Raw genomic sequence first — 24,775 nt, 5'->3', positions numbered from 1 at the left:
CCGGCTGTTGCTGAACGCGGGCGCGTTGTGCCTGTCGGGCCTGGCCCTGGGCGGATGCGCAGGGGGCCGGCAAGTTTCGCCCCGGGGCGCGCCGTCCGGCCAACCGGCGCCGCCGCCCTCGAATGCCAAGGCGGCGGCCGCACCCGTGCCGGCGCTCAAGCCTGGCGCGAAGGTTGCCATCGTGGCGCCTGCGTCCGCCGCCCCAAATGCGAGCGATCTTGCGGCGCAATGGCTGGAGGATCGCGGCTTTCTGCCGCAGGTCATGCCGGCATCGCGCACACGGCTCGAGGCGCCGTACGAGTACCTGGCGGGCACGGACGCCGAACGGCTGGACGACCTGCACGCCGCATTTGCCGCCCCGGACGTCGGCGCGGTCTGGTGCCTGCAGGGCGGCTTTGGGTCGTGGCGGCTGCTGGACAAGCTCGATTACGGCCTGCTGCGCCAGCATCCCAAACCCTTCATCGGCTATAGCGACATCACTGCGCTGCACCTGGCCATGCAGCGGCATGCGGGCTTTGTGACGTTCCATGGGCCGATGCTGGCGCAGGATCTGCTGGCGGGCAAGCGCGAGCCCACCGAGTCGCATCTGTTGGCGATGATCGGCGGCCAAATCGGGGAGGGCGCCTGGATTCAGGCGCCGCCCGACAGCTGGCCGGTGGAGGTGGTCGCGGGCACGGCCAGCGGCCGTCTGGTCGGCGGCAACCTGGCGCTCATCGCCGCGCTGACGGGTTCCAGGCACGAGATCGACACTCGTGACGCCATTCTGTTTTTCGAAGACGTCAACGAGGCATTGCCAAGGGTGGACCGGATGCTCAGTCAGTTGGCGGCTGCGGGCAAGTTCGACGGCGTCAAAGGGGTGGTGGTGGGCACGTTCACCCGCATTCTGGGCACGAACATGGACGACGCGCAGGCGCAGAGCCTGCTGTACCCGCTATTGCTGGAGCAGTTTGGCGCCCGGGAAATCCCGGTCCTGGCCGGCTGGCCCAGCGGGCATGGCGAGCCCAATCTGACGCTGCCGCTGGGTGCGCGCGTGACGCTGGACACCCGGCGCGCCGCATTGCGGTTGGATCAGGCGGTGACCACGTCACGCGTCGGCTAAGAGATTCGAGGCGGATTCGACGCGGATTCGATGCGGATTTGATACGGATGTCATGTGGATTTAATGCGCTATTAATGGTGCATAAAATTGATTTGTGATCGATAAACAGATCGATGAATGAATAGTTTCTTGGGCTTCCAGCGTCCCTACCAAATGACTCATTAATGGTGCATTAAACGGCTTTACGCGCTATTATCGATTCATGAAAAAGAAGATCGAACCCAGCTTCGAAGCGGCCGAGGCCCTGGCCCGTCTGGGCGCCAACGTCCGCACGGCGCGCCTGCGCCGTAACGAGACCGAGGCCACGCTGGCCAGCCGCATGGGTGTCTCGCGCGCCACCATCAACCGCCTGGAGCGCGGCGACGGCGGCGTTTCGCTTGCGCTTGCCATCGAGGCGCTGTTGCTCTACGGCTTTGGCGATCAGGTGTTCGCCTTGGGCGACCCGGACGCGGACGGGGTGGGCAAACGCCTGGATGCGCTGCGCCGGCCCAGCCGCGGCAGCCGCAAAGCGCCGCATTCGCACCGCACCGACCCTGCCAGCCTGTAACCCTGCGTCCCACATCGTGGTTGCCAAAAAACACAAAACCGTCGAAAGCGAACTGTTCGTCTACGTGGACATACGGGGCGAAGCGGTGCTGGCGGGCATCCTGACCCTGGACGACACCGACGAGAATCACTTTTTCGCCGAGTTCACCTACGTGCAGTCGTATGTGAACGACCCGCGCGCGTTTTCGCTGGACCCGCTCAACCTGCCGCTCTCGGACGCCATCACCACGTTCCGCACCGAAAGCCGCTATCAAACCCTGGGCGCCATCTTTGACGCCGCGCCGGATGCCTGGGGCCGCAACGTGATGCGCATCGACAACGCCGGCGCCCGCGTGACCGAAAACGAGGTGCTGCTCAAGGGACGGGGCATGGGCGTGGGCGCGCTTTTTTTCAGCGCCCGGCAACTGACGCCCAACATGCGCAAGACGTACCGGTTGCCCGAAGTCAGCCAGCTCGAGTCGCTGGCGGACCTGCTTGCCGACATCGACCAGGGCATCAAGCCCAAGGGGCTGTACCGGGACATCCTGGGAAGCTCGTGGGACATCGGAGGCGCGCGCCCCAAGACGATCGTGCGGGACGCGGAAGGCGAGATGTGGATCGCGAAGTTCCCGCGCAAGGGCGATTCCTATGACCGGCAGCGCGTGGAGTTCGCCAATCTGCAGATGGCCAAGGCCATCGGCCTGTCGGTCCCAGAGATCCGCCTGGCGCAGACACATCTGGGCGCCGTGCTGCTGACGCACCGGTTCGACCGGCAATTGTTGCCCGCCGAGCATGGCGCGGACCCCATCATCGCGCGGCGGCACTTTTTGAGCGGCGCGTCGCTGATCAGCCCCTCCGTGCAGATCGGCAAACGCGAGCTGGACGGTCCGCGCGGCAAGGCCACGTATTCCTATGCGCGCCTGGCGGACGTCGCGCGCCGGATTTCATCCCATCCCGTCCAGGACCTGCTGGAGCTATATGCGCGCATGATCCTGAACGTCGCGGTGCACAACACGGACGATCATCTGAAGAACGTGGGCTTCCTGAAGGACGAAGCGGCGCAGACCTACCGGCTGGCGCCGCTGTTCGACGTGGTCACGCAGGAGGGCTCGGCCAAGCACTATCTGCACATCGGCGCGGCGGGCCGCGAAAGCACGTTCGCCAATTGCCTGACCGAGTACCGGCGCTTCGGGCTGCGGTCGGAAGCGGCGGCGCAGTCCATCATCGACCGCGTGCGGGACGTCGTGCGCGACCGGCGGCGCTATTACGAAGCGGCGGGCATGTCCGACGACGAGATCGCCCACGTGGAGGCGTCATTGATGGCGTGGCGCCAGCCCGGCGGGTAGGGGCGTTCAGGCCTGGTGCGCCGCCAGGGGGTCGAAGGCCTGCCCGCGCGCCGACATGCGCCGGTGGAAATCCTGGCTCAGCGCGGCCAGCGTCACCTTGCCAAAACGGTCCAGCAGCAGCGCCTGGGCTTGCACGAAGGCGTCGTCCAGCGAGGCGTTGACCGCTTCTTCCACCAGGCATCCCGGCGATTCGCTGCGGTTGCCCATGGCGAAGATCTCCGGCGCACCGAGCGCGTCGTAGATGTCGCGCAGCGTCACCGCGTTGAAATCGCAGGAAATCGACCACCCGCCGCCGTGGCCCTTTTCGGAACGGACCAGGCCTTGTTCGCGCAGACCGGCCATGATGCGGCGGATGACGACGGGATTGGTCTGCATGACGCGGCCCAGGTCGTCCGACGTCATGGGGCCAGCGTGTTCGGCCATGTGCAGCAGGACGTGCAGGACCCCGGATAGCTTGCTGTCTCTTCTCATGCAACAGATGCTATTGCATGAGGACGCGGCGGGTCAACGGCGCACAGTTGGTGCGGCCCGCGCCGACGCGGGCCGCGAGGCGGTTACATGCGCTTGGCCTGCCATTGCCCCTTGCCCGCCGCGTTGCCAGTCATGTTGCGGCCATTGACCACCCCTGCATAGCGCACGCCGTCCGCCGTGAACGTGATGGACGTCCCATCGAGCCGCGCGTCGGAAATCGGCGTGGCGCCCAGCTTGCCGGACAGCATCTGGTAGCGCTGTTCCAGCTGCAAGGTCTGGCCGTCCAGGTCCCATTTGCCCTGGACCTTGGCGGGCACGATCCAGAGCAGGGCCGTGCAGTAGGTCTGGCAATTCTGGGTCAAGGTCTCCGAGGCGTCCGGCTCCCAGTCGCCCATGCGGAAGGTGTTCGACACGATCCGCGTGCCGGGCCGCAGATCCAGGATCTTCGGCCGCAGCTTTTCGTTAATGGTCGACAGCAGGAACATCGTGATCACGTCAGCCTGGGACAGGTCGGTGGTGAAGAGATCCGCGGCGACGAAGGTGGCGCGGTCGGCCACCCCCGCGCGCTTGGCGTTCTCGCGGGACAGCTCGACCATGTCGGGGTTGTATTCGATGCCTTGCGCGGTCAGCCCGCGCTGGGCCGCGGTGATGACGGTGCGGCCGTCGCCGGAACCCAGGTCCATCAGCCGGTCCTTGGGCGTCACCTTGGCCATGTCGAGCATCTTGTCGACGAGAGCCTGGGGCGTCGGCACCCAGATGACGTCCTTGCCCTGCTGGCCCACGTCGGGCACATAGGCCTTCTGTTCAGCCGCCTTGGCGGGCGGGGCGGCGGTGGTCTGGGCCATGGCCGCAGCCGCGCCCAGCAGCGTGAACGCCAATGCCGAAGCCAGCATCGCGGCTTGTAGGCGGGAGGCGGGTACCCGCGTTGCGGCTTTCGGTAGCAGGGGAGAGCGTTGCATGGTGAGGGTTCCTTGGACGGGGGAGGACGGGGAAATGAACCGTGTCAGCTGGCGGCCGAGGCGGGCTTGAGCAGGCGCATCAAAGGCACGCCGGCGGCCAGGACGACCAGGCCGATCAGGGCGCCCGCGCCGGCGTACATGGCGCTGGAGACCACCAATCCGGCGCAGGTCAGCGCCAGCAGCAGCGGCGGCAACGGAAAGAGCGGCACCCGGAACGGCCGCGGGCGGTCGGGGTCCATGCGGCGCAGGCGCCACACGGATGCCGCCACCAGCAGCATGAAGATCCAGAACACCGGCGCGGTGTACGCCACCATGGTTTGCACGCTGTTTTCGCTGAATGCGCCCAGGGCCACCAGCGCCAGCGTGATCAGCCCCTGGATCAGCAGCGCGCTGACCGGGGCCTCGTTGCGCGCGTTCCATCCGGCCAGCGCATGCAGCCGCGGGAGGTCGCGGCCCAGTGCGTAGTACACCCGCGCGCCCGTGATGATCGTGCCATTGATCGTGCTCAGCGCCGAGGCGCAGATGGTCAGGCTGAGCAACGCCGCCGCGTAGGGGCCGGCGGCCAGTTGCATGACTTCGGCCCCCAGCGCGGGCGTGTCGCGCAGTTTCTGCAGGCCGAATATTTCGAGCAGCGCGATGTTGGTCAGCACGTATGCGCCGGTCACCACGGCGGTGCCGATCAGCAGCACCCGGCTCATGTTGCGGGCGGGGTCGCGCAACTCGCCGCTGAGGTAGGCGGCCTCGTTCCAGCCGCCGTACGTCAGCAGCACGAAAACCATGCCCATCCCCAGCAGGCCGGCCGCATTGCCCGACAGGGGGGCGGCCGGCGCCGCCGCATCGACGGACCCGCCACCCGAGGCGGTGAGGCTGGCAAGCAGCACCGCGGCCAGGGCGATGAGGGTCAGCACGGTAAAGAACCATTGCAGGCGCTTGGAATACCGCGTGCCGACCATGTTCAGGCCGGTCAGCAGGACGACGGAGATTGCCGCATGCACGGCGGGTCCCTGCGACCCCAGCGGCAGCAGCCGTTGCGCATAATCGCCGTAAATGAAGGCCACCACCGCGATGGCGCCGGTCTGGATGACGGAACAGCGGGCCCACGCAAACATCAGGCCCACGCGCGCGCCCCATGCCCGGGTGAGGTACAGGTATTCGCCGCCCGCGCCGGGGTACGCCGAGCCCAGTTCCGCATAGCACAGCGCGCCCACCAGCATGACCAGTCCGCCGGCGCACCAGAGGCCGATGTAAATGGCCTCGGATGCGGCGTGCTGCGCCACCAGCGGAGGAAATCCGAAGATGCCGATGCCGACGACCACGCCGACCAGCACCACCGTCGCGTCCATGACCGACAGGCCGGCGCGCGCGCGTTCGTTCAGGGTGTCGGGAACGCTGCTCATGAGCGTGCGCGCCGGAGAATCGGGGCGGCGCGCACGGAAAGGCCGTCTGAAGGGGAATGGTCGGGCGGTCGCGCGGTCGGGGTCGAGGGCGGATTCGCGAGGGGACGCGGACGGAGCAGTGACATGCAATTCTCCTGGAGGGGGCGCGCGACGAAGGATTCGAGGCAACTATCGGCATATGCTGACAATTGTCTGAACATAAAGCGACCGTAACCCAAAGACGAAAGTTCCGCAGGGTTTTCCTGGGGGAGCCTGCGCGCCGCATCGCCGCCGGTGCCCGAAAGCGGCGGTTTCCTGCACCTTGTCTGGCCGCGCCACACTGCTATGCTCTTTTGACCGACGATCGCGTCCGCGCGAGGCCGGGACAGGACAGCAGGCGACCGCAACTTCAGGAGGCACGACATGAAGCTTTCCCCACGCGCGTCCATTGCAGCACTGGCGCTATGCGCATCGGCCGGGGCCGTCCCCTCGGCGATGGCGCACCACGGCTGGAATTGGGCCGAATCCGAACAGATGACCCTGGAGGGCACGGTCGAGCAGGTACAGATCGCGCCGCCGCACCCCACGCTGAAGGTCCGGGCCAAGGACGGGCTCTGGACCGTCGAACTCGGCAACCCCTCGCAGACCAAAGAGGCCGGATTCGTCCAGGGATCGGCCAAGCCGGGCGACGCCATTACCGCCGTGGGCAACCGCGGCCAGGACGCCGCCAACAAGCGCATGAAGGCCGTGCAGGTGACGGTGGGCGGCAAGACCTACGACATCTATCCCAGCCGCATCAAAAAGCCCTGAGCGCGCGCGCCGGTTCCGATGCCAGAACTGCTGCGGCTCGCGCTCGAACAGCTTGAATCCGTGCCGCCGTCGCTGTGGCTGCGCCGGTCGGGCACCTTGTATCTGCTGGTCAATGCCGCCCATATCGGCGCCATCGGCCTGCTGATCGGCTCCATCGTGCCGCTGGACCTGCGATTGCTCGGGATCCTCAAGCCCGGACCGCTGGCCGTCCTGGCGCCCGTGCTGGCGCGCACCGCGGCCACGGGCCTGGCGCTGGCCGTGCTGACGGGCGCCATGCTGTTTTCGGTGCGGCCCTTCGATTACCTGCAGAATCCGGCGTTCGGGGTGAAGATGGGCCTGCTGGCGGCGGGCGCGGCCAACGCCTGGCTGGTGCGGCGGGGCGGGGCGTGGGCCGGCGTGGCGGCCGGGCGCCAGCCATCGGGTGCGCTGCGTGTGCAGGCGGCGGCCTCGCTGGCGCTGTGGCTCGGGTGCCTGGTGGCGGGGCGTTGGATCGGATTCCTGTAGCGGCCAGCCTACCCCTTGGCCGGGCGCTGGCGGCAGGGACGCGCCGGCCACGCACGCCGTTCAGCAGTGGGCTGCGCCCTGCGCATTCACGTACAGCGCGAACAGGCATTGCCCCGTGACCATGAAGAGGCGATTGCGCCGCGGCCCGCCAAAGCACAGGTTGGCGCAACGGTCGGGCAGGGCGATCCGGCCGATCGCCGTGCCGTCCGGCGCATACACCATCACCCCGCTCAGGGCCGGTCCCGGTCCCCAGCCCGCCCAGACATTGCCCGCCGTGTCGCAGCGTATGCCGTCCGGAATGCTGTCGCCATGCGCCTGGACAAAGACGCGTCCGTCGTCCAGCGCGCCATCGTCCCGCACCCCATAAACGAGGATCCGGTTCGGCGCGGAGCCGTTGTCGACGACGTATAGCAGGCTTTCGTCCGGCGAAAAGCAAAGTCCGTTGGGATTCCGGATGTCCCGGATCACGGCCTGCAGCCGCCCCGAGACCGGGTCCAGCCGATAGACGTGCGTGGGCAGCTCGGGTTGCGCCTGGTAGCCCTCATAGTTGTTGAGAATGCCGAACAGCGGGTCCGAGAACCAGATCGACCCGTCGCGGCGCACGATGACGTCATTGGGGGCATTGAGCCGTTTGCCCTCGAAACGGTCCGCCAGCACCGTCAACGTGCCGTCGTACTCGGTGCGCACCACGCGGCGTTCGCCATGTTCGCAACTGATGAGCCGGCCCTGGCGGTCGCGCGTGTTGCCGTTGGCGTAGCCGGACGGTTTACGGTACACGGACACCGCGCCGGTTTCGTCGTCCCACCGCATGATGCGGTTGTTGGGGATGTCGCTCCAGAGCAGGCACCTGGCGTCCCCGAACCAGACCGGGCCTTCGCCATAGCGGATTCCCGTCGCCAGGCGTTCGACGGCGGCGTTGCCGATCCGGATATCCTGGAATCGGGGATCCAGCACCGTGATGGCCGGATCGGGGTAGCTTTCGCTGGGTTCCCACATAGGACCTCCTGTGACGGCAGCCTGCCTGCCCGGGTATCGCCGTTTGGTTCTGCGCCCTGGAACCATAGCGCCGCGCTGCGCCGCCGCGCAAATCCGGTGCAGGCGCACTAGCGCGACTGCGCTTTGCCCGGCGGCCGCGTTCATGCTTATATTTTTGGAGCCCTACGCGGGGGCGGCATCCAAGGAGAGCACCATGGCGCTGAGCGACGTGCGGGGCAATCCCGTTTCGACGGATGAACAGGCGTCCATGGACGCCTACGAACGGGCGCAGACCCTGTTTCACGGCTACTACGGCGACCCCTTGGACATCATCGACCAGGCCTTGGCCGACGACCCCGTGTTCGTCATGGGCCACCTGTTGCGGGCCGGGATGATGATCACGGCCAGCGACAAGTGCGTCGAGCCGCTGCTGCGCGAAAGCGTGGAGGCGGCGGAAGGCCTGTACGACATCGCCAATGAGCGCGAACGGCGCCACACGGCGGCCGCGCGGGCATGGCTGGATGGCGAGTTCTCCCATTCCCTGCGGCGCTACGCCGACATTCTGATCGACTATCCCCACGACACGTTGGCGCTGCAGGTCGGCCATATCGGCGACTTCCTGCTGGGCCGTTCCACCATGCTGCGCGACCGTGTGGCCGGCATCCTGCCCGCCTGGAACCAGGGCATGCCGGATTTCGGCTATGTGTTGGGCATGTATGCCTTCGGGCTGGAAGAGACCAACCTGTATGACAAGGCCGAAGCCCAGGGACGCCGCGCGCTGGACCTGAATCCCCGCGATCCGTGGGCCGTGCATGCCGTGGCCCACGTCCTGGAGATGCAGGGCAGGGTGGACGAGGGCATCGCCTGGTTGAACGGCCGCCGCGATGACTGGTCCACCGACAACATGCTGTCGATCCACAACTGGTGGCATCTGGCGCTGTTTCATCTGGACCGGGACGAGACCGACGAGGTGCTGGCGCTTTACGACAAGCGCCTGCGCGAATCGTCCACCGGGCAGGTGCTGGACCTGATCGACGCCTCCGCGATGCTGTGGCGGCTGTTGCTGCGCGGGGTCGACGTCGGCCCGCGCTGGCGCCAGTTGGCCGACGTGTGGCAGGCGCGCGCCGGAACGGGGTATTACGCCTTCAACGATGTGCACGCCCTGATGGCCTACCTGGGTTCGGGCGACGGGGCCGCGGCGCAGCAATTGATCGAGGCCATGGAAGCCGCCGCGCAGGAAGCGGGCACCAACTCCATGATGACGCGCGACGTGGGACTGCCGGTGGCGCATGCGCTGGTGGCCTTCGTGCGCGAAGACTACGCGCTGACCGTGGACCTGCTGCGGGACGTGCGCCTCATTGCGCATCGTTTCGGCGGCAGCCACGCCCAGCGCGACGTGCTGGCGCTGACGCTGGTCGAGGCGGCCCTGCGTGAAGGCGCGCGCTCGCTGGCGAAGGCGTTGACCGCCGAGCGCATGGCGTTCAAACCCAACAGTGCTGGCAACCGCAAGCTTGCCTCGCGGGCTGCGGCGCTGTAGCCGTATCGCGGCGTGGCCCGCGAGGCCGCCGCGCTACGCGCCGCGCATGATCGAAACGCGCAGGCCAGGACCGAAATCGTCCGCGGCTTCACGCATGGAGAACCTGACGAGCATCCCGTGATTGCGCGCAATCCGCCGGGCGATCGACACGCCCAGGCCGCTGCCCGATTCCTCATTGCCCGCCGCGCGCAGGAACCGGTCTCCCAGTCTGGGCAGGATTTCGGGCGCGATGCCCTGGCCTTCATCGTCCACGGTGATCTGCGCGGCTGAAAATTTCAGCCGCACCTGCGAATGGCGAGGGCCGTAGCGGATCGCGTTGTCCAGGATGTTCTTGAGCATGATCGTCAGCGCCGTCTCGTCGCCGGCCATCGGCAGCGGCAACACGCCGGCCTCGGGCCATTCGATGGCAATGTCGATGTCGCGCCGGTCCGCGATCCAGAGGCAATCGCCCACCGCCTGCTCGGCCACGGCCCGCCAATCGACCGAGCGGTCAAAGCCGCTGTGGTTCGTGGAATCCAGCCGGGCCATCGTCAACAGTTGCGAAACGAGCCGATCCAGCCTTTCCATGCCGCGCGTCACGCTGGTGCGCGCAAGCTGCGCCTGGGCGGGATCGCCGGTGCGCTGGACCACGTCCCATTGCGCCCGCAAGGCGGCCAGCGGCGTGCGCAATTCGTGCGCGGCGTCCGCGGTGAGGCGGCGCTCCTGCTCGATCAGGGCGGCGACACGGGCCAGCAGGCCGTTCATCGCCTTGACCAACCCCCGCAGCTCGCCGGGCACGTCGGCAATCTCCAGTTGCGAGGCGTCGTCCGGGCTGCGGCGTTCCAGCTGATGCGAAAGGTCGTGGACCGGCTTGATCGCCCGCCGGACGGCGATGATCAGCAGGACGATCAGCACGGGCAGGCCAATCAGCCACGGCACGATCTGGCTCGCAATATAGGCCACGACGAGATCGTTGCGTTCGCCCACGCGCTGGCCGACGGCAACGCGCGTCTGGCCGGAAGGATCGTCCAGATACACCAGGCGCCAGGGCACGCCATTGACGATGCTGTCGACGAAACCTTCCCGCTCTGCCGCGCGAGGAAACTGCAGCGCCTCTGGGTCCAGCACCAGGGGTGCGCCTTCGTTGCGCCAGATCGCCACGGACAGGTCGCCCAGGCCCGCGTCGCCGTAATCGCCTGAGGCGGGCGAGCGCGCTGGCACCGGCGCCGGCACCGAGGTGGCCGACGCCGGGATCAGTGCCGCCACGGCGATCGTCTGCTGCGCCAGCCGCAGCATGTCGGTGTCGTAGAGTTCGTTGATCTCATGGGAGGCCCGCCAGTAGGTCCCGGCAATGGCAATCAGCCAAGCCAGGGGCGCTGCGAGCAGCACCGCGAAAATCAGCCTGCGTTGCAGCGTCATGGCTCGGCGTCCACCTGTCCCAGGGCATATCCCGATCCGCGCACCGTGCGCACGATCTTGGGATGGATTTTCTTGCGTAGATGGTGCACAAACACCTCCAGCGCGTTGCTCTCCAGATCGGCGTCCCAATCGTAGAGTTTGTCGCGGATGAAGTCGCGCGTGAGCACGCGGTTCGGATGCGTGAGAAACAGCTCCAGCAGCAGGGCCTCCCGCGTCGTGAGGTCCACCTTGTGCCCCTTCCAGCGCACCTCGTGCAGGGCAGGCTGGTATTCCAAATCGCCGTGACGCCACACCGGTTCGGGCTTGCCCGCCACCCGCCGGGTCACCGCCCGCAGACGGGCCGCCAATTCATCGAGCGTGATGGGCTTGATCAGGTAGTCATCCGCGCCGGCATCCAGCCCCGCGATGCGGCTGTCCACGGACTCGCGCGCCGTCAGGATGACGACTGGAAGGTGGCGGCCGGCGTTACGCCAGCGCGTCAACAAGGCGACGCCGTCCTCGCCGGGCAGTCCCAGGTCCAGCACGACCGCATCGTAGTGCACCACGTTCATGGCCTGGTCGCCATCGCGACCGTTGGCAAACCAGTCGACGGCATAGCCGAGCAGGCGCAGGCCGGACTTCAGGCCATCGCCGATCAGGGGGTCGTCTTCGATGATGAGAATACGCATGTGAAGCTTTGCGACACGTTTGAGGCAGGTTCGACGCAGATTAGCACCGCCGGACCGTTAATTTCTCATTAAGGTTCCTTGCCTAAGCTGCGCCCCATCATGAACCAACCCGAGCAGATGGACGCCAGCATGCCGTTGACAAAGTGTTCGCTCCCCCCAACACGACTGGCGAGTCCATTGCGGATGCCGTCCCCCGTGTCGACCCTGCATATCCACGCGCCCGGCGACCCCTTGCGCGCAGAGGTGGAATCCTACATCCGCCAGCGCTACCAGGAACGGTTTGGCGCCAGGCTGAACGAATGGCTGCCCACGCTGGTCAGCGTGCAGACCAATGGGGAAATCATTGCCGCCGCCGGCTACCGGGGCGCCGAAACGCCGCTGTTTTTGGAGCGATACCTTGCGGCGCCCATCGAGCAGTATCTGCGCGATGAGGATGCGCCGGTTGCGCGCCGCCTTATCGTCGAGGCGGGCCAGTTCGCCGCGGTGCGGCCGGGAGCGGGCAGGCTGCTTGTCCCGCTGCTGGCGCGCCACCTGCACCAGCAAGGGTATAGCTGGGCCGTCAGCACCTTGACCCGAGAGCTGCACCATCTTTTCGCCCGGATGGGCTTGGCCCATCAACCCATCTCGGCGGCCACGGCGCATCACCTGGACGAGAAAACGCGCAGCGACTGGGGCAGCTACTATGCGCACGCGCCCCAGGTCTTTGCCGGCCGCCTGCACACCATCGTCGAACGGTTCCAGGAGATCGAGGCATGAACGCGCAGGAATTTCTGTCTCTCGTGCGCGAACCCGGCAGGGCGGACCGCCTGGCGGTGCAGGATGCATCGCAATCCTTGAGCTACGCGGACCTGGCGCGCCAGGTGGATGCGTGCGCCGAACGCATCGCGGCGCGTCCGGCGCGCCCGGCCCGTGTCCTGGCCTCGGTCATGGATAACGGCGCAGACTGGATCATTCTTGATCTTGCGTGCCTGCAACTGGGAATCGTGCACGTGCCGCTGCCCTTGTTCTTCACGCCGGCGCAATGGCTTGCCACGATCGACGCAGCGGGCGCGGACGTCGTTGCGGGACCGGACTCCCTGGCGCCCATCCTGCTCGAACGGGGTTTCGAGGCGAACAGCGGGCGGCCGGACAGCCCGTCCTTGTTCCATCGTTCGGCGACGCCGGTGGCGTTGCCGGACCGGACGGTAAAGATCACCTTCACGTCCGGCTCGACGGGCGCGCCCAAGGGCGTATGCCTGGGCGCCGAGGAAATGCTCAACGTCGCCAGCGGCCTGGCGGCGGCCACCCGCCCGCTGAACGTGCGCCGTCATCTCACCGCCTTGCCGCTGCCTGTCCTGCTGGAAAACATCGCGGGGGTCTATGCCGCCCTGATCGAAGGCGCGGCAATGATCACGCAGCCCTTGGCTCGGATCGGGCTGCAAGGGTCGTCGCGTTTCGACCCCGCCATGTTCCACGCCGCGCTGGGCGCGTCCGACGCCCAAAGCGCCATCGTCCTGCCCCAGATGCTCCGGGCATATACCGGATGGCTGCGCACAACGGGCGCTCGCGCGCCGAGCGGTCTGCGGCTGTTGGCGGTGGGCGGCGCGGCGGTGGGGCGCGAACTGTTGGCCGCCGCTCGCGGAGAGGGGCTGCCGGCCTACGAAGGGTATGGCCTGTCCGAGGCCTGTTCGGTGCAGACCCTGAACCTGCCGGGCGACGATAGCCCGGGCTCCGCAGGCCGCCCCTTGCCGCACGCGCAAGTGCGGATCGCCCCCGATGGCGAAATCCAGGTCGCCGGCAGCCCCGCGCTGGGCTACCTCGGACAGGACACGGCGCTTCCTCGCTGGTTGCCGACCGGCGACCTGGGCCGCCTGGACGACGCGGGCTTCCTGCACGTCCAGGGGCGCAAGAAGAACCTGCTGATCACCGGCTTTGGCCGCAACGTGTCGCCGGAGTGGATAGAAGTCCTGCTGACGAGCCAGGCTTGCATTGCGCAGGCCGTGGTGCTGGGCGAGGGCCAGGCCGAACTGGGCGCCGTGATCTGGCCGCAGCCCGGCATCGGCGAGGCGCAGCTGCACGCGGCCATCGAACGCACGAACGGCGCGCTGCCTGACTACGCGCGCATCGGTCCCTGGATGCTGGCGCGGGACGAGTTCACGGTGGCGAGCGGCCTGTCCACGGCGAATGGACGCCCGCGCCGCGACGCCATTTCCGCCTTGCACGCAGATCAACTTTTTCCGCGGAAAGCCGCGCAACCCATCCTGTAGAGACGACATGACCTTTTTCGAACAATTGCTGGACGGCACCCGGCAGAGCCGCGAGTCGCTGGTGACGATACCCATCATCCAGGACTGCCTGCAGGGCAAGGTCACCTTGCCCGCCTATGCCGCGTTCCTGCGCGAGGCCTACCACCATGTCAGCCACACCGTGCCGTTGATGCATGCCTGCCGGGCGCGGATTCCCGAGCGCCTGGCCTGGATGCGGGCAGAGATCGATGAATACATCGAAGAGGAAACCGGGCACGACGCCTGGATCCTGAACGACCTGCGCGCGCTGGGCGACGACCCCGATGCCGTCCGCCGCGCCGGGCCCGGTCCCCAGACGGAAGTCATGGTGGCCTACGCCTACGACACGATCTCGCGGCGCAATCCCGTCGGATTCTTCGGCATGGTGCACGTGCTGGAGGGCACCAGCGTCACGCTCGCGCTGAACGCGGCCGACCAGATCCAGCGCGCCCTGGCATTGCCTGCCTCGGCGTTCAGCTACCTGCGCTCGCACGGCACCCTGGACCAGGCGCACACGGCGCACTTCGCCGAGTTGATGAACCGGCTGGACAGCGCCGAAGACCAGTCCGCCGTCATCCACGCCGCCAACATGTTCTATCGCCTTTACGGCGCGATTTTCCGCGCCTTGCCGCGCGCCCAGCCGCAAGAGGAGGCCGCATGAGCCCCAGGGATGCTTCCGTCGTGCTGACCGGGGCCGCCGGCGGCCTGGGCAGCGCCATCGCCCAGCGGCTGTTCGAGGAGGGCGCCCGCCTGCTGTTGGTCGGCCGCACGCCCGGCCCCTTGCTGTCGCTGGCCCGGGCATTGAATGGCGGCGCGGGGGACCGGTCTCGCGTGGATGCGCTGGTCGTGGACGTGACCACCGACGAGGGCCGGCGCGCGATCATCGACGCCGCCGCGGCCCGGCGGGTCAATGTCCTGATCAACAACGCGGCCATTTCTGCGTTTGGCCCCGCGCAAGACCTGAATCCCGACGTGGCGCGCCGCATCGCCGAGACCAACATCGTGGCGCCGATGTTGTTGACCGCCGGAATGTTGCCGCTTCTGCACAGCCGCGAACGGGCGCAGATACTGAACATCGGCTCGACATTGGGCAGCCTGGGTGTCCCCGGATTCGCGGTCTACGGGGCGAGCAAGGCGGCGTTGCGCCTCTACACCGAAGCGTTGCGCCGCGAACTTGCCGACTCCGCGATCCGCGTCCAGTACTACGCGCCGCGCGCCATCGACACCAGCTTCAATACGCCGCAGGTGCAGGCGTTCAACAGCGCGACCGGTTCGGCCAGCGACTCGCCGCAAGCCGTGGCCCGCTGCGTGGCGCGCATGCTGCAAAGCGAGTCGCGCCAGCGGTATGCGGGCACGCTGGAGGCGATTGCCGCCCGCCTCAACGGCATATGCCCCGAATGGCTTGACGGCGCGTTTGCCAAGCACCGCCGGGCGCTGACGTCCTCGAAATTTCCTTCCGGAGCCTCTTCATGATCCAGAACACCCTTGCACGCCAAGGCCTTGCGGGCATGCTCGCCAGCCTGGCGATCTCATTTTCCGCCGGCGCCGCCTCGCCCGCGCCCGATCTCGACGAGGGAATCCGGGCGCTGCAGACGGACTGGGCCACGATCCAGTACGCCGTCCCCGCAGACAAGCGCGCCGCGCGCTTCGAAGCGCTATCGAAGCAGGCGCACGAACTGACTGCCCAATTCTCCGGGCGTGCGGAACCGCACATCTGGGAGGGCATCGTCCTCAGCTCCTGGGCAGGCGCCAAGGGCGGGCTTGGGGCGCTTGGTCTGGCCAAGCAGGCCAAGGCCGAATACGAAACCGCCATTGCGATCGACAGCAAGGCGCTGGGCGGATCCGCGCTGAACAGCCTGGGCGTCCTGTACTACAAGGTGCCCGGCTGGCCGGTGGGGTTCGGCGACAACAAGAAGGCCGAGGAGCTGCTGAAACAGGCCCTGGCCGTGAATCCGGACGGCATCGACGCCAATTACTTCTATGCCGACTACCTGATGTACCGGAATCGCAAGGCCGAGGCGATCCCCTATCTGGAAAAGGCCTTGAAGGCGCCGCCGCGACCGGGCCGGGAAACGGCCGATGAGGGCCGCAGGGCCGAAGCGCGGGCCCTGCTGAACCAGGCCAGGTAGGCCGTCGATGCGACGCGCCGCCGCGGGCGGTCAGCCCTGGCGGACGTAGCTGCCCGGGGCAGCCATCAGCGCGTCCGAATCGGCGTCCGGCTCGCCCAGCCTCGGATTGGCGGGGCGGGGCGCTCCCGATCGGTGGGCCAGCCATTCCACCCACGTCGGCCACCACGACCCGCCACACAAGTTCGTCGCGGCCAGCCAGTCATCGGGCCCGGCGCGCAGTCCGTTCTTCGGCCGCGGGCACAGCCGGTGCCAGCGGCCGGGATGCCCCGGTTCGCTGACCACGCCGGCATTGTGGCCGCCGCTGGTCAGGACGAAGCGGATGTCGGCATCGGTCAGGTAGTGGAGCTTGAACACGGAACGCCACGGCGCAATGTGATCATTGACCGTGCCCAGGGCGAATATGGGCGTGCGGATGTTGCGCAGGGCGATCGTGCGGCCGTCGACCTCGTAGCGGCCGGCGGCCAGTTCGTTCTCCAGGAACAGCTTGCGCAGGTACTCGGCGTGCATCCTGTAGGGCATGTGCGTCGAATCCGCGTTCCAGGCGACCAGGTCCGTGGGGTGGGCGCGCTCGCCGAGGAGATAGGTGCGCACCGCGCGGCCCGCCACGTCCTCGATGGGCCGCAGGGACTGGAAGGCGGCCGCCATCTGGTCGGCCGACAGATAGCCCTGCGCCCACATGACGCTTTCCAGGAAGTGGACCTCGCTGGCGTCGATGTACAGGCCCAGCCCGCCCGGTTCGCTGAAGTCGGTCTGCGCGGCCAGCAACGTGATCGTCGCCAGGCGGTCGTCGGTCTGGCTGGCCATGGCCGCCGCCGCGATCGACAAGAGCGTGCCGCCCAGGCAATAGCCCACCGCATGCACCCGTTGGCCGGGTACGCAGCGGTTCACCGCATCCAGCGCCGCCATGAAACCCAGCCGGCGGTAGTCTTCCAGGGACAGATCCCGGTCCCGCGCGCTGACGTTGCGCCAGGAAATACAGAAGACCGTGAAGCCTTGCGCCACCAGATACCGGATCAGGGAATTGCCGGGCGACAGATCCAGCACGTAGTACTTCATGATCCAGGCCGGCGTGATCAGGATGGGTTCGGGGCGCACCTCGTCGGTGGACGGCGCATATTGGATGAGTTCGATCAGGTGGTTGCGAAACACCACCGCGCCAGGCGTTACCGCGACATTGACGCCGACCTTGAAGTCCTCCAGCCCGTGTTCCGGCAGGCCCCAGGCCTTGCGCGCGAGATCGTCCGCAAGATGGCCCATGCCGGCCAGCAGGTTTAGCCCATGCTCGGCAGCCGTGCGTTCCAAGACCTCCGGGTTCGACCAGGGAAAGTTCGCGGGCGCGAACAGGTCGCACCATTGGCGGGCGCAGAACGAAACGAGGTCGGTGTGATGGGAAGAGACCCCGGGGACGCCGCAGGTCGCGTCGGCCCACCACTGCCGGACTTCCCGAAAGCCATGCTGCCACAACTGGAAGGGTTCGGTTTGCCAGGCGGGCGTGGCGCAGCGGCGGTCGGACGGCGCGTCCGGGCACGCGGGCGGGCGCCCGGACATCAGCAGCGCGGCATGCGTGGCCAGTTCCTGGACGGCATCGTGCCATTTCAGGGCCAGTTCCAGTTGCCGGCCAGGGGCCGCGTGCAGATGGAGCAGCCAGTCGGACAGCGCGAGCGCAACGGCGTTCGGCGAGATGCCGCCCGTCAGTTGCGCAAGAAAGGCCGCCCTGAAATAGTCCAGCGCCGCCAGGGAACTATCCGTCCCGGGCACGGCATTCGCGCAGGGAATGGGCTGCCCGGCTTCGCGGGGCAGCCACACGTCAAAGGCCGGCTTCACAGGAGAACGTCATTGGAGAACGTCATTGGAAAACTTCACTGGCGGGCGTCATCGGCGGGGTGGATGCGCCGGCATCAATGGCTGGCGCGCGCCATCGCGCTTCTGGCGTTGCCGTCCGCCAGGAACTTCGCGGTGCTTTCCGCGATCTGCGACATGCGCTCCTGCCATGGATTCTTGCTGTCGCGCAGCGCGGCGGCGGTCGTGGTCGAGGCCTCGCGCGTGATTTTCTCCACTTCGCGCAGATAGCCGAACTCGCGGTTCATCAGATCGGTCACGAATTTCTGCTGCAGGGCGCAGACCGCCGCGAACGAGTTCGCGGAATCGATCTCGGCGTTGACTTCCTGCGCAAACGCCAGCATTTCCTTGTCGGTCTTCAATTGCAGGGCGCGCAGTTGCCGCGCGAATTCGAAGTAGCCGGTTGCCGCGGCCATCGCGGAATGAAGGCCGTACTTGTACAGCGCCACATAGGGCTCGTAGTCGGGTTGCATGGAACCATCCTCCAGGTCGATCGGGCCGTTCTACCGAACGATGCGCATCGCCGATAGGCGTTATCCAGACAGGTTAGGTCGTCCAGCCGCCGGGATGTTGACCAAACTCAACTTCCGCAGGGACTGCCTGCGCGTCCCCGGGCGGTTTGCTCAGCCGCAGCTCATCTGCCGAAGGGCTTCGACGTCCCGGATCTCCAGTTGCCTTCTGCGGACGTTGACCAGCGAAGCTTCCTGCAGACGCCCCAGCACGCGGCAGACGGTTTCGACCTTCATGCCCAGATGGTTGGCGATGTCCTCGCGCGTCATTTTCAGGGTGAAGACGTGCGGGGAATAGCCATTGGCCGACATCTGATCGGACATGCCGATCAGGAAGTCGGCGACGCGCTCCTCGGTCTTCATGCAGCCCAGGGTCAGCAGCAGCCTGCGGTATTGGTCGATGTCGTGGGCGATGAGCCGGTGGAACTGCTGGGCGAAGACAAAGTCGTCGCGGCACTTCGCCAGCACGTCGCTGAAAGGCAGAATGCAGACCATCGAGTCTTCCAGCGCGATGGCGTCGCAACGGTGCGTGCCGGTTTCCACGGCGTCCATACCCAGCAGCGCACCCGCCGAGGGAAACCCCGTGATCTGCTCCAGCCCGGCCCGGTTGGTGACGCGCATCTTGACGGACCCCGACCGCAGCTCATACAGGTTCTGCAGCGCATCCCCGGCCCGGAACACGGATTCCCCCCGCCGGACCAGCCGCCGGCAGCGTATCGCGGAGGCCGGCGCGGTCGACAGGCCGTCGGCGGCCGCGTGGCACAAGCGTGCCAGGGCGCATCGTTCGCAGCCGGAGGGCAGGGTACCCTGCCATGTCCGGGAGCCGGAGAAAACAAGGGGTGTGTCCATGGCCGCACCTCACTGGGTTGGATGATGGGGGTATCCCGCCTGATGCCAGGAACCCTCCATTCGTGCCTGGCTGAACGTAGTATCGGATGCGGGCTCAGGTCCGGCTATCAGCGCGGATCGCCAGTTTTTGCGCGCGGATGCTGACAGGTGTAGGAATATTCCTACACGGCGCGGTCAGCCGCCCGGCGCATCCTGGTCGTCGACCAGGCGGTGCCGGATCGCATAGCGCACCAGATCGGCCTGGTTGCGCAGATTCAGTTTGATCAGGATCCGGCTCTTGTAAGTGCTGACCGTCTTCACGCTGACGAACAACCGGCCTGCGATGTCCGAATTGCTCATGCCGGACGCCAGGTGGCGAAAGACCGACAGCTCCCGATCCGACAGCAGCATATGCGGCAGCGCGCCCGCATCCGTATGCCGGTCAAAGGCAATGCTTTCGGCGAGCGACTGGCTCAGGTAACGTCCGCCGCCCGCGACTTTGCGCACCGCCTGGACCAGTTCTTCGCTGGCGCTGTCCTTGGTCAGGTAACCGGACGCGCCGGCCTTGATCGCCTGGACGGCGTACTGCTGTTCGCCGTGCATCGTCAGCACCAGGATCGGAACGCTCGGGTGCACGCTTTTTATGTGCCGGATCAGGTCCACGCCATCGCGGCCCGGCATGGACATGTCCAGGACCAGCAGGTCCCATTGCCGCTCGCCCAGCAGTTTCATCGCTGCGGCCCCGTCTCCGGCCTCGCCCTGGACACAGATGTCTCCGGCCTGCTCCAGCAGGCGGCGCAGGCCTTCGCGCAACAGCGTGTGGTCATCCGCCAGCAAGACGGTGATCATGTGGCCTCCCATGGCGTGTCGGACTCTCGGGCCGGTATCCAGACCTCCAGCCGGAATCCGCCTTTCTTGCGCGTGTGGATCGTCACCTCGCCGTTGAGCAGCCGGACCCGCTCGCGGATGCCTTGCAGACCGAGCGAGAGCGGCAGCTTCTTGGTCAGGTTTTCCGGCGTGGCGCCCACGCCGTCGTCGCGCACGGTGAGCGCGCAATGCGTCGCATCGCAGGCCAGCCGAACGTGGACGGTAGTGGCCTGGGCGTGTTTGGCGATATTGGTCAGCGCCTCCTGGACGACGCGAAACAGGGTCGTGGCAACCTGCTTGGGCGGCTCCGAGGGGCCGATCTGGATGTCGGTCTCGGTGTCGATGCCGTATCGGGACACGAAATTTGCGACCAGCCATTCGACCGCCGCGGCCAGCCCCAGGTCGTCCAGCATGACGGGCCGCAGGTCGGCCGCGATGCGCCGCAAGGAGGCAAACGTGCCTTTGATGAGCTTGCGGATCGCCCGCACGCGCTCCCGCGCGTCGGTGTCGCCGGGCGCAAGACCGGCTTCCAGCTGGGACAGTTCCATCGTCAAGGCCGTCAGGCTCTGTCCCAGATCGTCGTGAAGCTCGCGCGCGATGTGCTTTTTTTCCTGTTCGCGCACATGCAGCAAGGCGTTGGACAGGCGGGTCAGTTCATCGCGCGAGGCGCGCAGCGTCTGGTCGATGCGCTGGCGCTCGGTGATGTCGCGCAGGAAGATGGTCAGAAAGACGCCCGACTCGGTGCACGTCTGGGAAATCGACGCCTCCATCGGGAACTCTTCGCCATTGGACCGCAGGCCCCAGAGCGGGGCGCCCAGTCCCATCTGGCGTTCGGATATGCCGGTGTCCATGAAGCGCTTGACGTGCTTGGCATGGATGGAGCGGAAGCGCACGGGGATGAGGATGTCCACGCTGGCGCCTATGGCCTGCGCGGCCGTGCACATGAATACGCGCTCCGCCGCGGCGTTGAACATCACGATGCGCTGCAACTCGTCGACCGTGATGATCGGTTCGGTGGCGGACTGGATGATATCGAGCAGCGGAGGCGCACCAGGGGAGAGCGTCATTGCAGGATATGTGTGCCAGGTTCGGCCCGTCGTGCGGGCCATGGATCATTGCAACACACATTTCCGCGAACAGCGATAGCCGCGTGGCATGGTCCGCTGAATGCACTAGTGCTCGTGCATTCAGCGCCGTGCCTGCGGCCGGCATGGCGCGCGATTCAGTCCACCGAGGACAGCAGGGCGTCTCTGGTCCCCCCCGATCCCGCCGCGAGGGTCTGGTCGCGGAACCGGCAGAGCGCGGCATCGCACTCCTCGGCCAGCACGTCGTACTGTTTCAGGAGCAGGATGGTCCTGGGCTTGGAGCCCGCAATGGCCGCGACGTCGTCCACCGCACGGAACCCGCCATATCCCGACATGACGCAGATGACGGAGTAGGCCCGGATCAAGCGGCCCTGCGCCTGCAGGAATGCGCGCATCGGGGCGGCCAGCGATCGCAGCCACACGGGCGCGATCAGGATCACATGGTCGTATTGGTCCAGGGCAGGGCCGTCGAACCGAAATTCCGGGCTGCGCTTAAGGAAGCAATCGACGACGCAGCGCAGATCCCCCGCGAGTCCCGCGCGGGGCTTGGCGTCCCGCACTTCATGGGCCGGCCAGCCGGTCATCGATGCCAGACGCTCGGCCACCGCGCGCCCGGTGCCCGTGCGCGAATAGAAAACAATGCCGATCCGCATGGCGATCGCTCCTTGGCGCAATGGCGGCCTCAGGATTCCTGGGCGAGCAGCGCCCGGAGTATGTCGCGCCGGCTGACCACGCCGACCAGTTTTCCCTTGCTGGTCACCGGGACGCGCTTGATGCCGCGCTTGAGCAGCACATCCGCGATTTCGGCCAGGTCGGCGGACTCGTCGACGGTGATCGCCGGACTGCTCATCACGGCGGACGCCGTCTGTTCGCCCAGTTGCAGGCTGTGCAGGAACTCCAGGTTCAACGCCTCGCCCTCGGCCAGCAGGGACAGCCAATGGTCCATTTTTTTCTGGTGCGCACTGTCCTGGCGCCGCACCAGATCGCCTTCACTGACCACGCCGAGCAGCGCGCCGTCGTCGCCGGTCACCATCACCGCGCTGATGTCCTGATTCAGCATGGCATGCATAATCTGGGAGACAGGGGTCCTGGCGGATACGCAATAGGGGGCTGCGGTCATGAGGTCGCGCGCTTTCATGGCTTTCTCCAGGGTGACGGGGCGTACCCCGGCATGTGCTTTGTTCCGTTAGTCCGTTATATGGTGACCCTGCGAACGGCAGCCATCTTGATTTTCGTCAAGCAAGAACCTGCCCGCGACGACGTCCGGAGATGACCCATGGCACACAAGCTGCGATTGCACTTTTGCGGCGCCGCCGGCACGGTGACCGGCTCGCGCCACCTGCTCGATGCCGCCGGTCGATTGATCCTGCTGGATTGCGGGATGTTCCAGGGCGTCAAGCCGCTGCGGCAGCTCAACTGGGCGCCGTTTCCCGTGGCGCCGTCAAAGATCGAGGCGGTGGTGCTCTCGCATGCCCACCTGGATCATTCGGGCTATCTGCCCCGGCTGGTCCGCGAGGGATTCGCCGGTCCGATCTACTGTTCGGAAGCCACCTTGGACCTGTGCCGGCTGCTGCTGCTGGATAGCGCCCATCTGCAGGAGGCCGACGCCGACTACCTGAACCGGCACGGGCTGTCGCGGCACCGGCCGGCGCTGCCGCTCTACACCGTGGCCGATGCCCACCGCGCCATTGCCGCGCTGCGGCCGCTGCCGTTCGGCCAGATGACGGCGCTTCCGGCCGGCCTGCAATTCCGGTTCACGCGGGCCGGGCATATCCTGGGCGCCGCGATCGTCGAATTTGCCTGTCCAGGCGCAAGCCTGGCGTTTTCGGGAGACCTGGGCCGCTATGACGACCCGCTGATGCCGCCGCCCGAATCCGTCGCCGCCTCGGACTATCTGATCGTCGAATCGACCTACGGCAACCGGCGCCACGGTACGGAAAGCGTGTCCGACGCGTTGGCGGCCATCATCGGCCGCACCATCAAACGGGGCGGCACCATCGTGATTCCCTCGTTTGCCGTCGGTCGTGCGCAACTGCTGCTGTTTCACCTGTGGCAACTCAAGCAGGCGGGGCGCATTCCGCGCGACCTGCCAATCTACCTGGACAGCCCCATGGCGAGCAGCGCCGTCGATGTCTATCTGCGTCACAGCGCCGACCAGCGGCTGTCGCGCCACGACGCCCGGGCCGCGTACGGCGTGGCCACCTGCGTGGCCGACGTGGAGCAGTCCAAGGCGCTGGACCGCTCGCCGATGCCGAAGATCATTCTTTCCGCGAGCGGCATGGCGACGGGCGGGCGCGTCATTCACCATCTGAAGCACTATGCCAGCGATCCGCGCAATACGGTCCTGTTCGCCGGCTTTCAGGCGATGGGCACCCGGGGCGCGGCGATGCTGGACGGCGCCCGCATGGTCAAGATCCACGGCGAATACGTGCCCGTGCGCGCCGAAGTGGACAATCTGTCGATGCTGTCGGCGCACGCGGATGCGGACGAGATCATGCGCTGGCTGGGCGGGTTTTCCAGGGCGCCCAGGCACACGTTTATCGTGCACGGTGAACCGGACGCCGCCGATGCGCTGCGCCTGCGCATCAAGGACGAACTGGGCTGGCGCTGTCACGCCGTCGAGCAGGCGGAGACCGCGGTGCTGGATTGAACGCGGCAGGGGGCTTAGCCTCCATGCTGGTACGGCGATCTGTGGTCCGGCACCGGTCGGGCCTTGGCGGCCCTGTCCTCATGGCGGGTCCCGTCGGCGATCCGGCGCGGGCGACCAGGCCGGCCGCTCGTCACGCACCGTCTCGACGACGATCAGGTAGCGGCCCGCGCCGAGGACGGGCGTGCGGTCCCGCCGCAGTACCCAGGGTGTAGAGACCAGCTCGGCGGCGAGTTCGTATTCCGCATCCAGCAGGCCCAGGCGGTCGATCAACTGGTTGAGGGTGGCGGGGATGCGAATGCAGCCCTTGGACTGCGGGGTGCCGAGCCGGGGCTCCAGGACGCGCGGGTCGGTTGCGTGCATCTGCAGGCGCATGGTGCTGACGCCGTCCGGCGTCCAGCCTTGCCGGGCGTCCTGCCAGCCAAAATCGTACACACGCATGCCTTTCGCGCCATAGCCCAGGATGCCCTTGGCGTTGGGCGTGCCCTCGGCGCGGAAGTCGGGATTGGACAGCGTGTGGGCAAACACCCCGGCAGGCGTTTCAAAGTGATCGAATTGTCCGACCCGTCCGGTGGAGACCGGCGCGGCGCCGACGTAATGGGGCGGCTCCCCGACGCGCAGCCAGTACAGGATCGCCGCCTGTACCTTGACGTTGCGGTCGACGACCAGGACGTACTGCGGTCCCAGCGGTAATACGCCGGCCGCGTGCAGGGACTGTTCGGCCAGGGCGCCGTACCTGGCTTGCTCGTCTTCCGGCAGCGCGAGCGCGGGCGAGACTTCCTGCCGGAAGGCGCGCTCGACCTCCTCGGGCAACACCTGCGCCAGCACGGGCACCGCGCCGAGGCATACCGCGATTGCGCCGAGCACGTGGCGCGCGCAGGCGGCCGCACTGGAACGCCATGCGCCGCGAGGAGTTCGCTTGCGCATGGCGGCCTCGGC

Annotated in this window: 26 protein-coding genes; 12 read left to right on the top strand and 14 right to left on the bottom strand. The window is 67.2% G+C overall.

The window, feature by feature from the left end; genetic code table 11:
- Window positions 1-145: 145 nt before the first annotated feature.
- From ACZ50Q_RS14920 to ACZ50Q_RS14910, 3 genes are all read left to right on the top strand, one after another.
- Complete coding sequence (locus ACZ50Q_RS14920; RefSeq protein WP_464081999.1) at window positions 146-1,099, top strand: S66 peptidase family protein; 954 nt, start codon at window positions 146-148, stop codon at window positions 1,097-1,099.
- Window positions 1,100-1,301: 202 nt separating this feature from the next.
- Window positions 1,302-1,646, top strand: coding sequence for a helix-turn-helix transcriptional regulator (locus ACZ50Q_RS14915; protein ID WP_076520892.1), 345 nt, complete (start codon window positions 1,302-1,304; stop codon window positions 1,644-1,646).
- Between the two features lie 16 nt (window positions 1,647-1,662).
- Entirely contained in the window at window positions 1,663-2,970 is a 1,308-nt protein-coding gene (locus ACZ50Q_RS14910; RefSeq protein ID WP_464078811.1) for a type II toxin-antitoxin system HipA family toxin, read from the top strand.
- A gap of 6 nt (window positions 2,971-2,976) precedes the next feature.
- Here ACZ50Q_RS14910 and ACZ50Q_RS14905 read toward each other — a convergent pair whose 3' ends face one another.
- From ACZ50Q_RS14905 to ACZ50Q_RS14895, 3 genes are all read right to left on the bottom strand, one after another.
- Entirely contained in the window at window positions 2,977-3,441 is a 465-nt protein-coding gene (locus ACZ50Q_RS14905; protein WP_464078810.1) for an RrF2 family transcriptional regulator, read from the bottom strand.
- 83 nt (window positions 3,442-3,524) lie between these two features.
- The gene (locus tag ACZ50Q_RS14900; protein ID WP_464078809.1) at window positions 3,525-4,400 is read right to left on the bottom strand and encodes an SAM-dependent methyltransferase; all 876 of its coding nucleotides are present in this window, start codon (window positions 4,398-4,400) and stop codon (window positions 3,525-3,527) included.
- Window positions 4,401-4,444: 44 nt separating this feature from the next.
- Window positions 4,445-5,797, bottom strand: a complete 1,353-nt coding sequence (locus tag ACZ50Q_RS14895; protein WP_464078808.1) for an APC family permease — start codon at window positions 5,795-5,797, stop codon at window positions 4,445-4,447.
- Between the two features lie 402 nt (window positions 5,798-6,199).
- On the opposite strand from ACZ50Q_RS14895, the gene ACZ50Q_RS14890 reads away from it, so the two are divergent.
- Together ACZ50Q_RS14890 and ACZ50Q_RS14885 are read left to right on the top strand one after the other, a co-directional pair.
- Window positions 6,200-6,586 carry a DUF6152 family protein gene (locus tag ACZ50Q_RS14890; protein WP_464078807.1) on the top strand — a complete coding sequence of 129 codons (387 nt, stop codon included), beginning with the start codon at window positions 6,200-6,202 and terminating at the stop codon, window positions 6,584-6,586.
- An 18-nt stretch (window positions 6,587-6,604) separates the two neighbouring features.
- Window positions 6,605-7,090 carry a DUF6644 family protein gene (locus ACZ50Q_RS14885; RefSeq protein WP_464078806.1) on the top strand — a complete coding sequence of 162 codons (486 nt, stop codon included), beginning with the start codon at window positions 6,605-6,607 and terminating at the stop codon, window positions 7,088-7,090.
- A 60-nt stretch (window positions 7,091-7,150) separates the two neighbouring features.
- Here ACZ50Q_RS14885 and ACZ50Q_RS14880 read toward each other — a convergent pair whose 3' ends face one another.
- Complete coding sequence (locus ACZ50Q_RS14880; RefSeq protein WP_464078805.1) at window positions 7,151-8,086, bottom strand: SMP-30/gluconolactonase/LRE family protein; 936 nt, start codon at window positions 8,084-8,086, stop codon at window positions 7,151-7,153.
- A gap of 193 nt (window positions 8,087-8,279) precedes the next feature.
- Between ACZ50Q_RS14880 and ACZ50Q_RS14875 the strand changes: the two genes are divergently transcribed.
- On the top strand, window positions 8,280-9,602 hold the full coding sequence (locus ACZ50Q_RS14875; RefSeq protein ID WP_464081998.1) for a tetratricopeptide repeat protein: 1,323 nt from the start codon (window positions 8,280-8,282) through the stop codon (window positions 9,600-9,602).
- Window positions 9,603-9,635: 33 nt separating this feature from the next.
- Here the strand turns inward: ACZ50Q_RS14875 and ACZ50Q_RS14870 are convergent, their stop codons facing one another.
- Together ACZ50Q_RS14870 and ACZ50Q_RS14865 are read right to left on the bottom strand one after the other, a co-directional pair.
- Window positions 9,636-11,000: an ATP-binding protein gene (locus tag ACZ50Q_RS14870; protein WP_464078804.1), complete on the bottom strand. Its 1,365-nt coding sequence runs from the start codon at window positions 10,998-11,000 to the stop codon at window positions 9,636-9,638.
- Window positions 10,997-11,668: a response regulator gene (locus ACZ50Q_RS14865; protein ID WP_076520884.1), complete on the bottom strand. Its 672-nt coding sequence runs from the start codon at window positions 11,666-11,668 to the stop codon at window positions 10,997-10,999. Before ACZ50Q_RS14865 ends, ACZ50Q_RS14870 begins: the two co-directional genes overlap by 4 nt.
- 195 nt (window positions 11,669-11,863) lie before the next feature.
- Here ACZ50Q_RS14865 and ACZ50Q_RS14860 point away from each other — a divergent pair, with 195 nt between their 5' ends.
- From ACZ50Q_RS14860 to ACZ50Q_RS14840, 5 genes are read left to right on the top strand one after another with little or no spacing between them, the layout of a single operon-like run.
- Window positions 11,864-12,424 (top strand): thermostable hemolysin, encoded by a 561-nt coding sequence (locus ACZ50Q_RS14860; protein ID WP_231952147.1) that lies wholly within the window; start codon window positions 11,864-11,866, stop codon window positions 12,422-12,424.
- Window positions 12,421-13,914: an AMP-binding protein gene (locus ACZ50Q_RS14855; protein ID WP_464078803.1), complete on the top strand. Its 1,494-nt coding sequence runs from the start codon at window positions 12,421-12,423 to the stop codon at window positions 13,912-13,914. The genes ACZ50Q_RS14860 and ACZ50Q_RS14855 overlap by 4 nt, the downstream gene beginning before the upstream one ends.
- 7 nt (window positions 13,915-13,921) lie before the next feature.
- Window positions 13,922-14,593: a TenA family transcriptional regulator gene (locus ACZ50Q_RS14850; protein WP_464078802.1), complete on the top strand. Its 672-nt coding sequence runs from the start codon at window positions 13,922-13,924 to the stop codon at window positions 14,591-14,593.
- Window positions 14,590-15,405, top strand: a complete 816-nt coding sequence (locus tag ACZ50Q_RS14845; protein ID WP_464078801.1) for an SDR family oxidoreductase — start codon at window positions 14,590-14,592, stop codon at window positions 15,403-15,405. Before ACZ50Q_RS14850 ends, ACZ50Q_RS14845 begins: the two co-directional genes overlap by 4 nt.
- 35 nt (window positions 15,406-15,440) lie before the next feature.
- Window positions 15,441-16,061, top strand: coding sequence for a tetratricopeptide repeat protein (locus ACZ50Q_RS14840; protein WP_464078800.1), 621 nt, complete (start codon window positions 15,441-15,443; stop codon window positions 16,059-16,061).
- A gap of 30 nt (window positions 16,062-16,091) precedes the next feature.
- On the opposite strand, the gene ACZ50Q_RS14835 is transcribed toward ACZ50Q_RS14840, so the two are convergent.
- From ACZ50Q_RS14835 to ACZ50Q_RS14805, 7 genes are all read right to left on the bottom strand, one after another.
- Complete coding sequence (locus ACZ50Q_RS14835) at window positions 16,092-17,885, bottom strand: PHA/PHB synthase family protein (protein ID WP_464078799.1); 1,794 nt, start codon at window positions 17,883-17,885, stop codon at window positions 16,092-16,094.
- 74 nt (window positions 17,886-17,959) lie between these two features.
- Entirely contained in the window at window positions 17,960-18,373 is a 414-nt protein-coding gene (locus ACZ50Q_RS14830; protein ID WP_092575987.1) for a hypothetical protein, read from the bottom strand.
- Window positions 18,374-18,523: 150 nt separating this feature from the next.
- Window positions 18,524-19,258, bottom strand: a complete 735-nt coding sequence (locus tag ACZ50Q_RS14825) for a helix-turn-helix domain-containing protein (RefSeq protein WP_092575990.1) — start codon at window positions 19,256-19,258, stop codon at window positions 18,524-18,526.
- 174 nt (window positions 19,259-19,432) lie between these two features.
- Window positions 19,433-20,086, bottom strand: coding sequence for a response regulator (locus ACZ50Q_RS14820; RefSeq protein WP_092576304.1), 654 nt, complete (start codon window positions 20,084-20,086; stop codon window positions 19,433-19,435).
- On the bottom strand, window positions 20,083-21,171 hold the full coding sequence (locus ACZ50Q_RS14815) for a PAS domain-containing sensor histidine kinase (protein WP_464078798.1): 1,089 nt from the start codon (window positions 21,169-21,171) through the stop codon (window positions 20,083-20,085). Before ACZ50Q_RS14815 ends, ACZ50Q_RS14820 begins: the two co-directional genes overlap by 4 nt.
- Before the next feature lie 155 nt (window positions 21,172-21,326).
- The gene (locus ACZ50Q_RS14810; protein ID WP_464078797.1) at window positions 21,327-21,842 is read right to left on the bottom strand and encodes a flavodoxin family protein; all 516 of its coding nucleotides are present in this window, start codon (window positions 21,840-21,842) and stop codon (window positions 21,327-21,329) included.
- A 29-nt stretch (window positions 21,843-21,871) separates the two neighbouring features.
- Complete coding sequence (locus tag ACZ50Q_RS14805; protein ID WP_076520874.1) at window positions 21,872-22,327, bottom strand: CBS domain-containing protein; 456 nt, start codon at window positions 22,325-22,327, stop codon at window positions 21,872-21,874.
- A gap of 138 nt (window positions 22,328-22,465) precedes the next feature.
- Here ACZ50Q_RS14805 and ACZ50Q_RS14800 point away from each other — a divergent pair, with 138 nt between their 5' ends.
- Window positions 22,466-23,839 carry an MBL fold metallo-hydrolase RNA specificity domain-containing protein gene (locus tag ACZ50Q_RS14800; RefSeq protein WP_464078796.1) on the top strand — a complete coding sequence of 458 codons (1,374 nt, stop codon included), beginning with the start codon at window positions 22,466-22,468 and terminating at the stop codon, window positions 23,837-23,839.
- Between the two features lie 78 nt (window positions 23,840-23,917).
- On the opposite strand, the gene ACZ50Q_RS14795 is transcribed toward ACZ50Q_RS14800, so the two are convergent.
- Window positions 23,918-24,763 (bottom strand): L,D-transpeptidase, encoded by an 846-nt coding sequence (locus ACZ50Q_RS14795; protein ID WP_464078795.1) that lies wholly within the window; start codon window positions 24,761-24,763, stop codon window positions 23,918-23,920.
- Between the last annotated feature and the right edge of the window lie 12 nt (window positions 24,764-24,775).

The organism is Achromobacter sp. T5-5, assembly GCF_055397965.1.
This window is presented reverse-complemented; position numbering and strand designations above follow the sequence as displayed.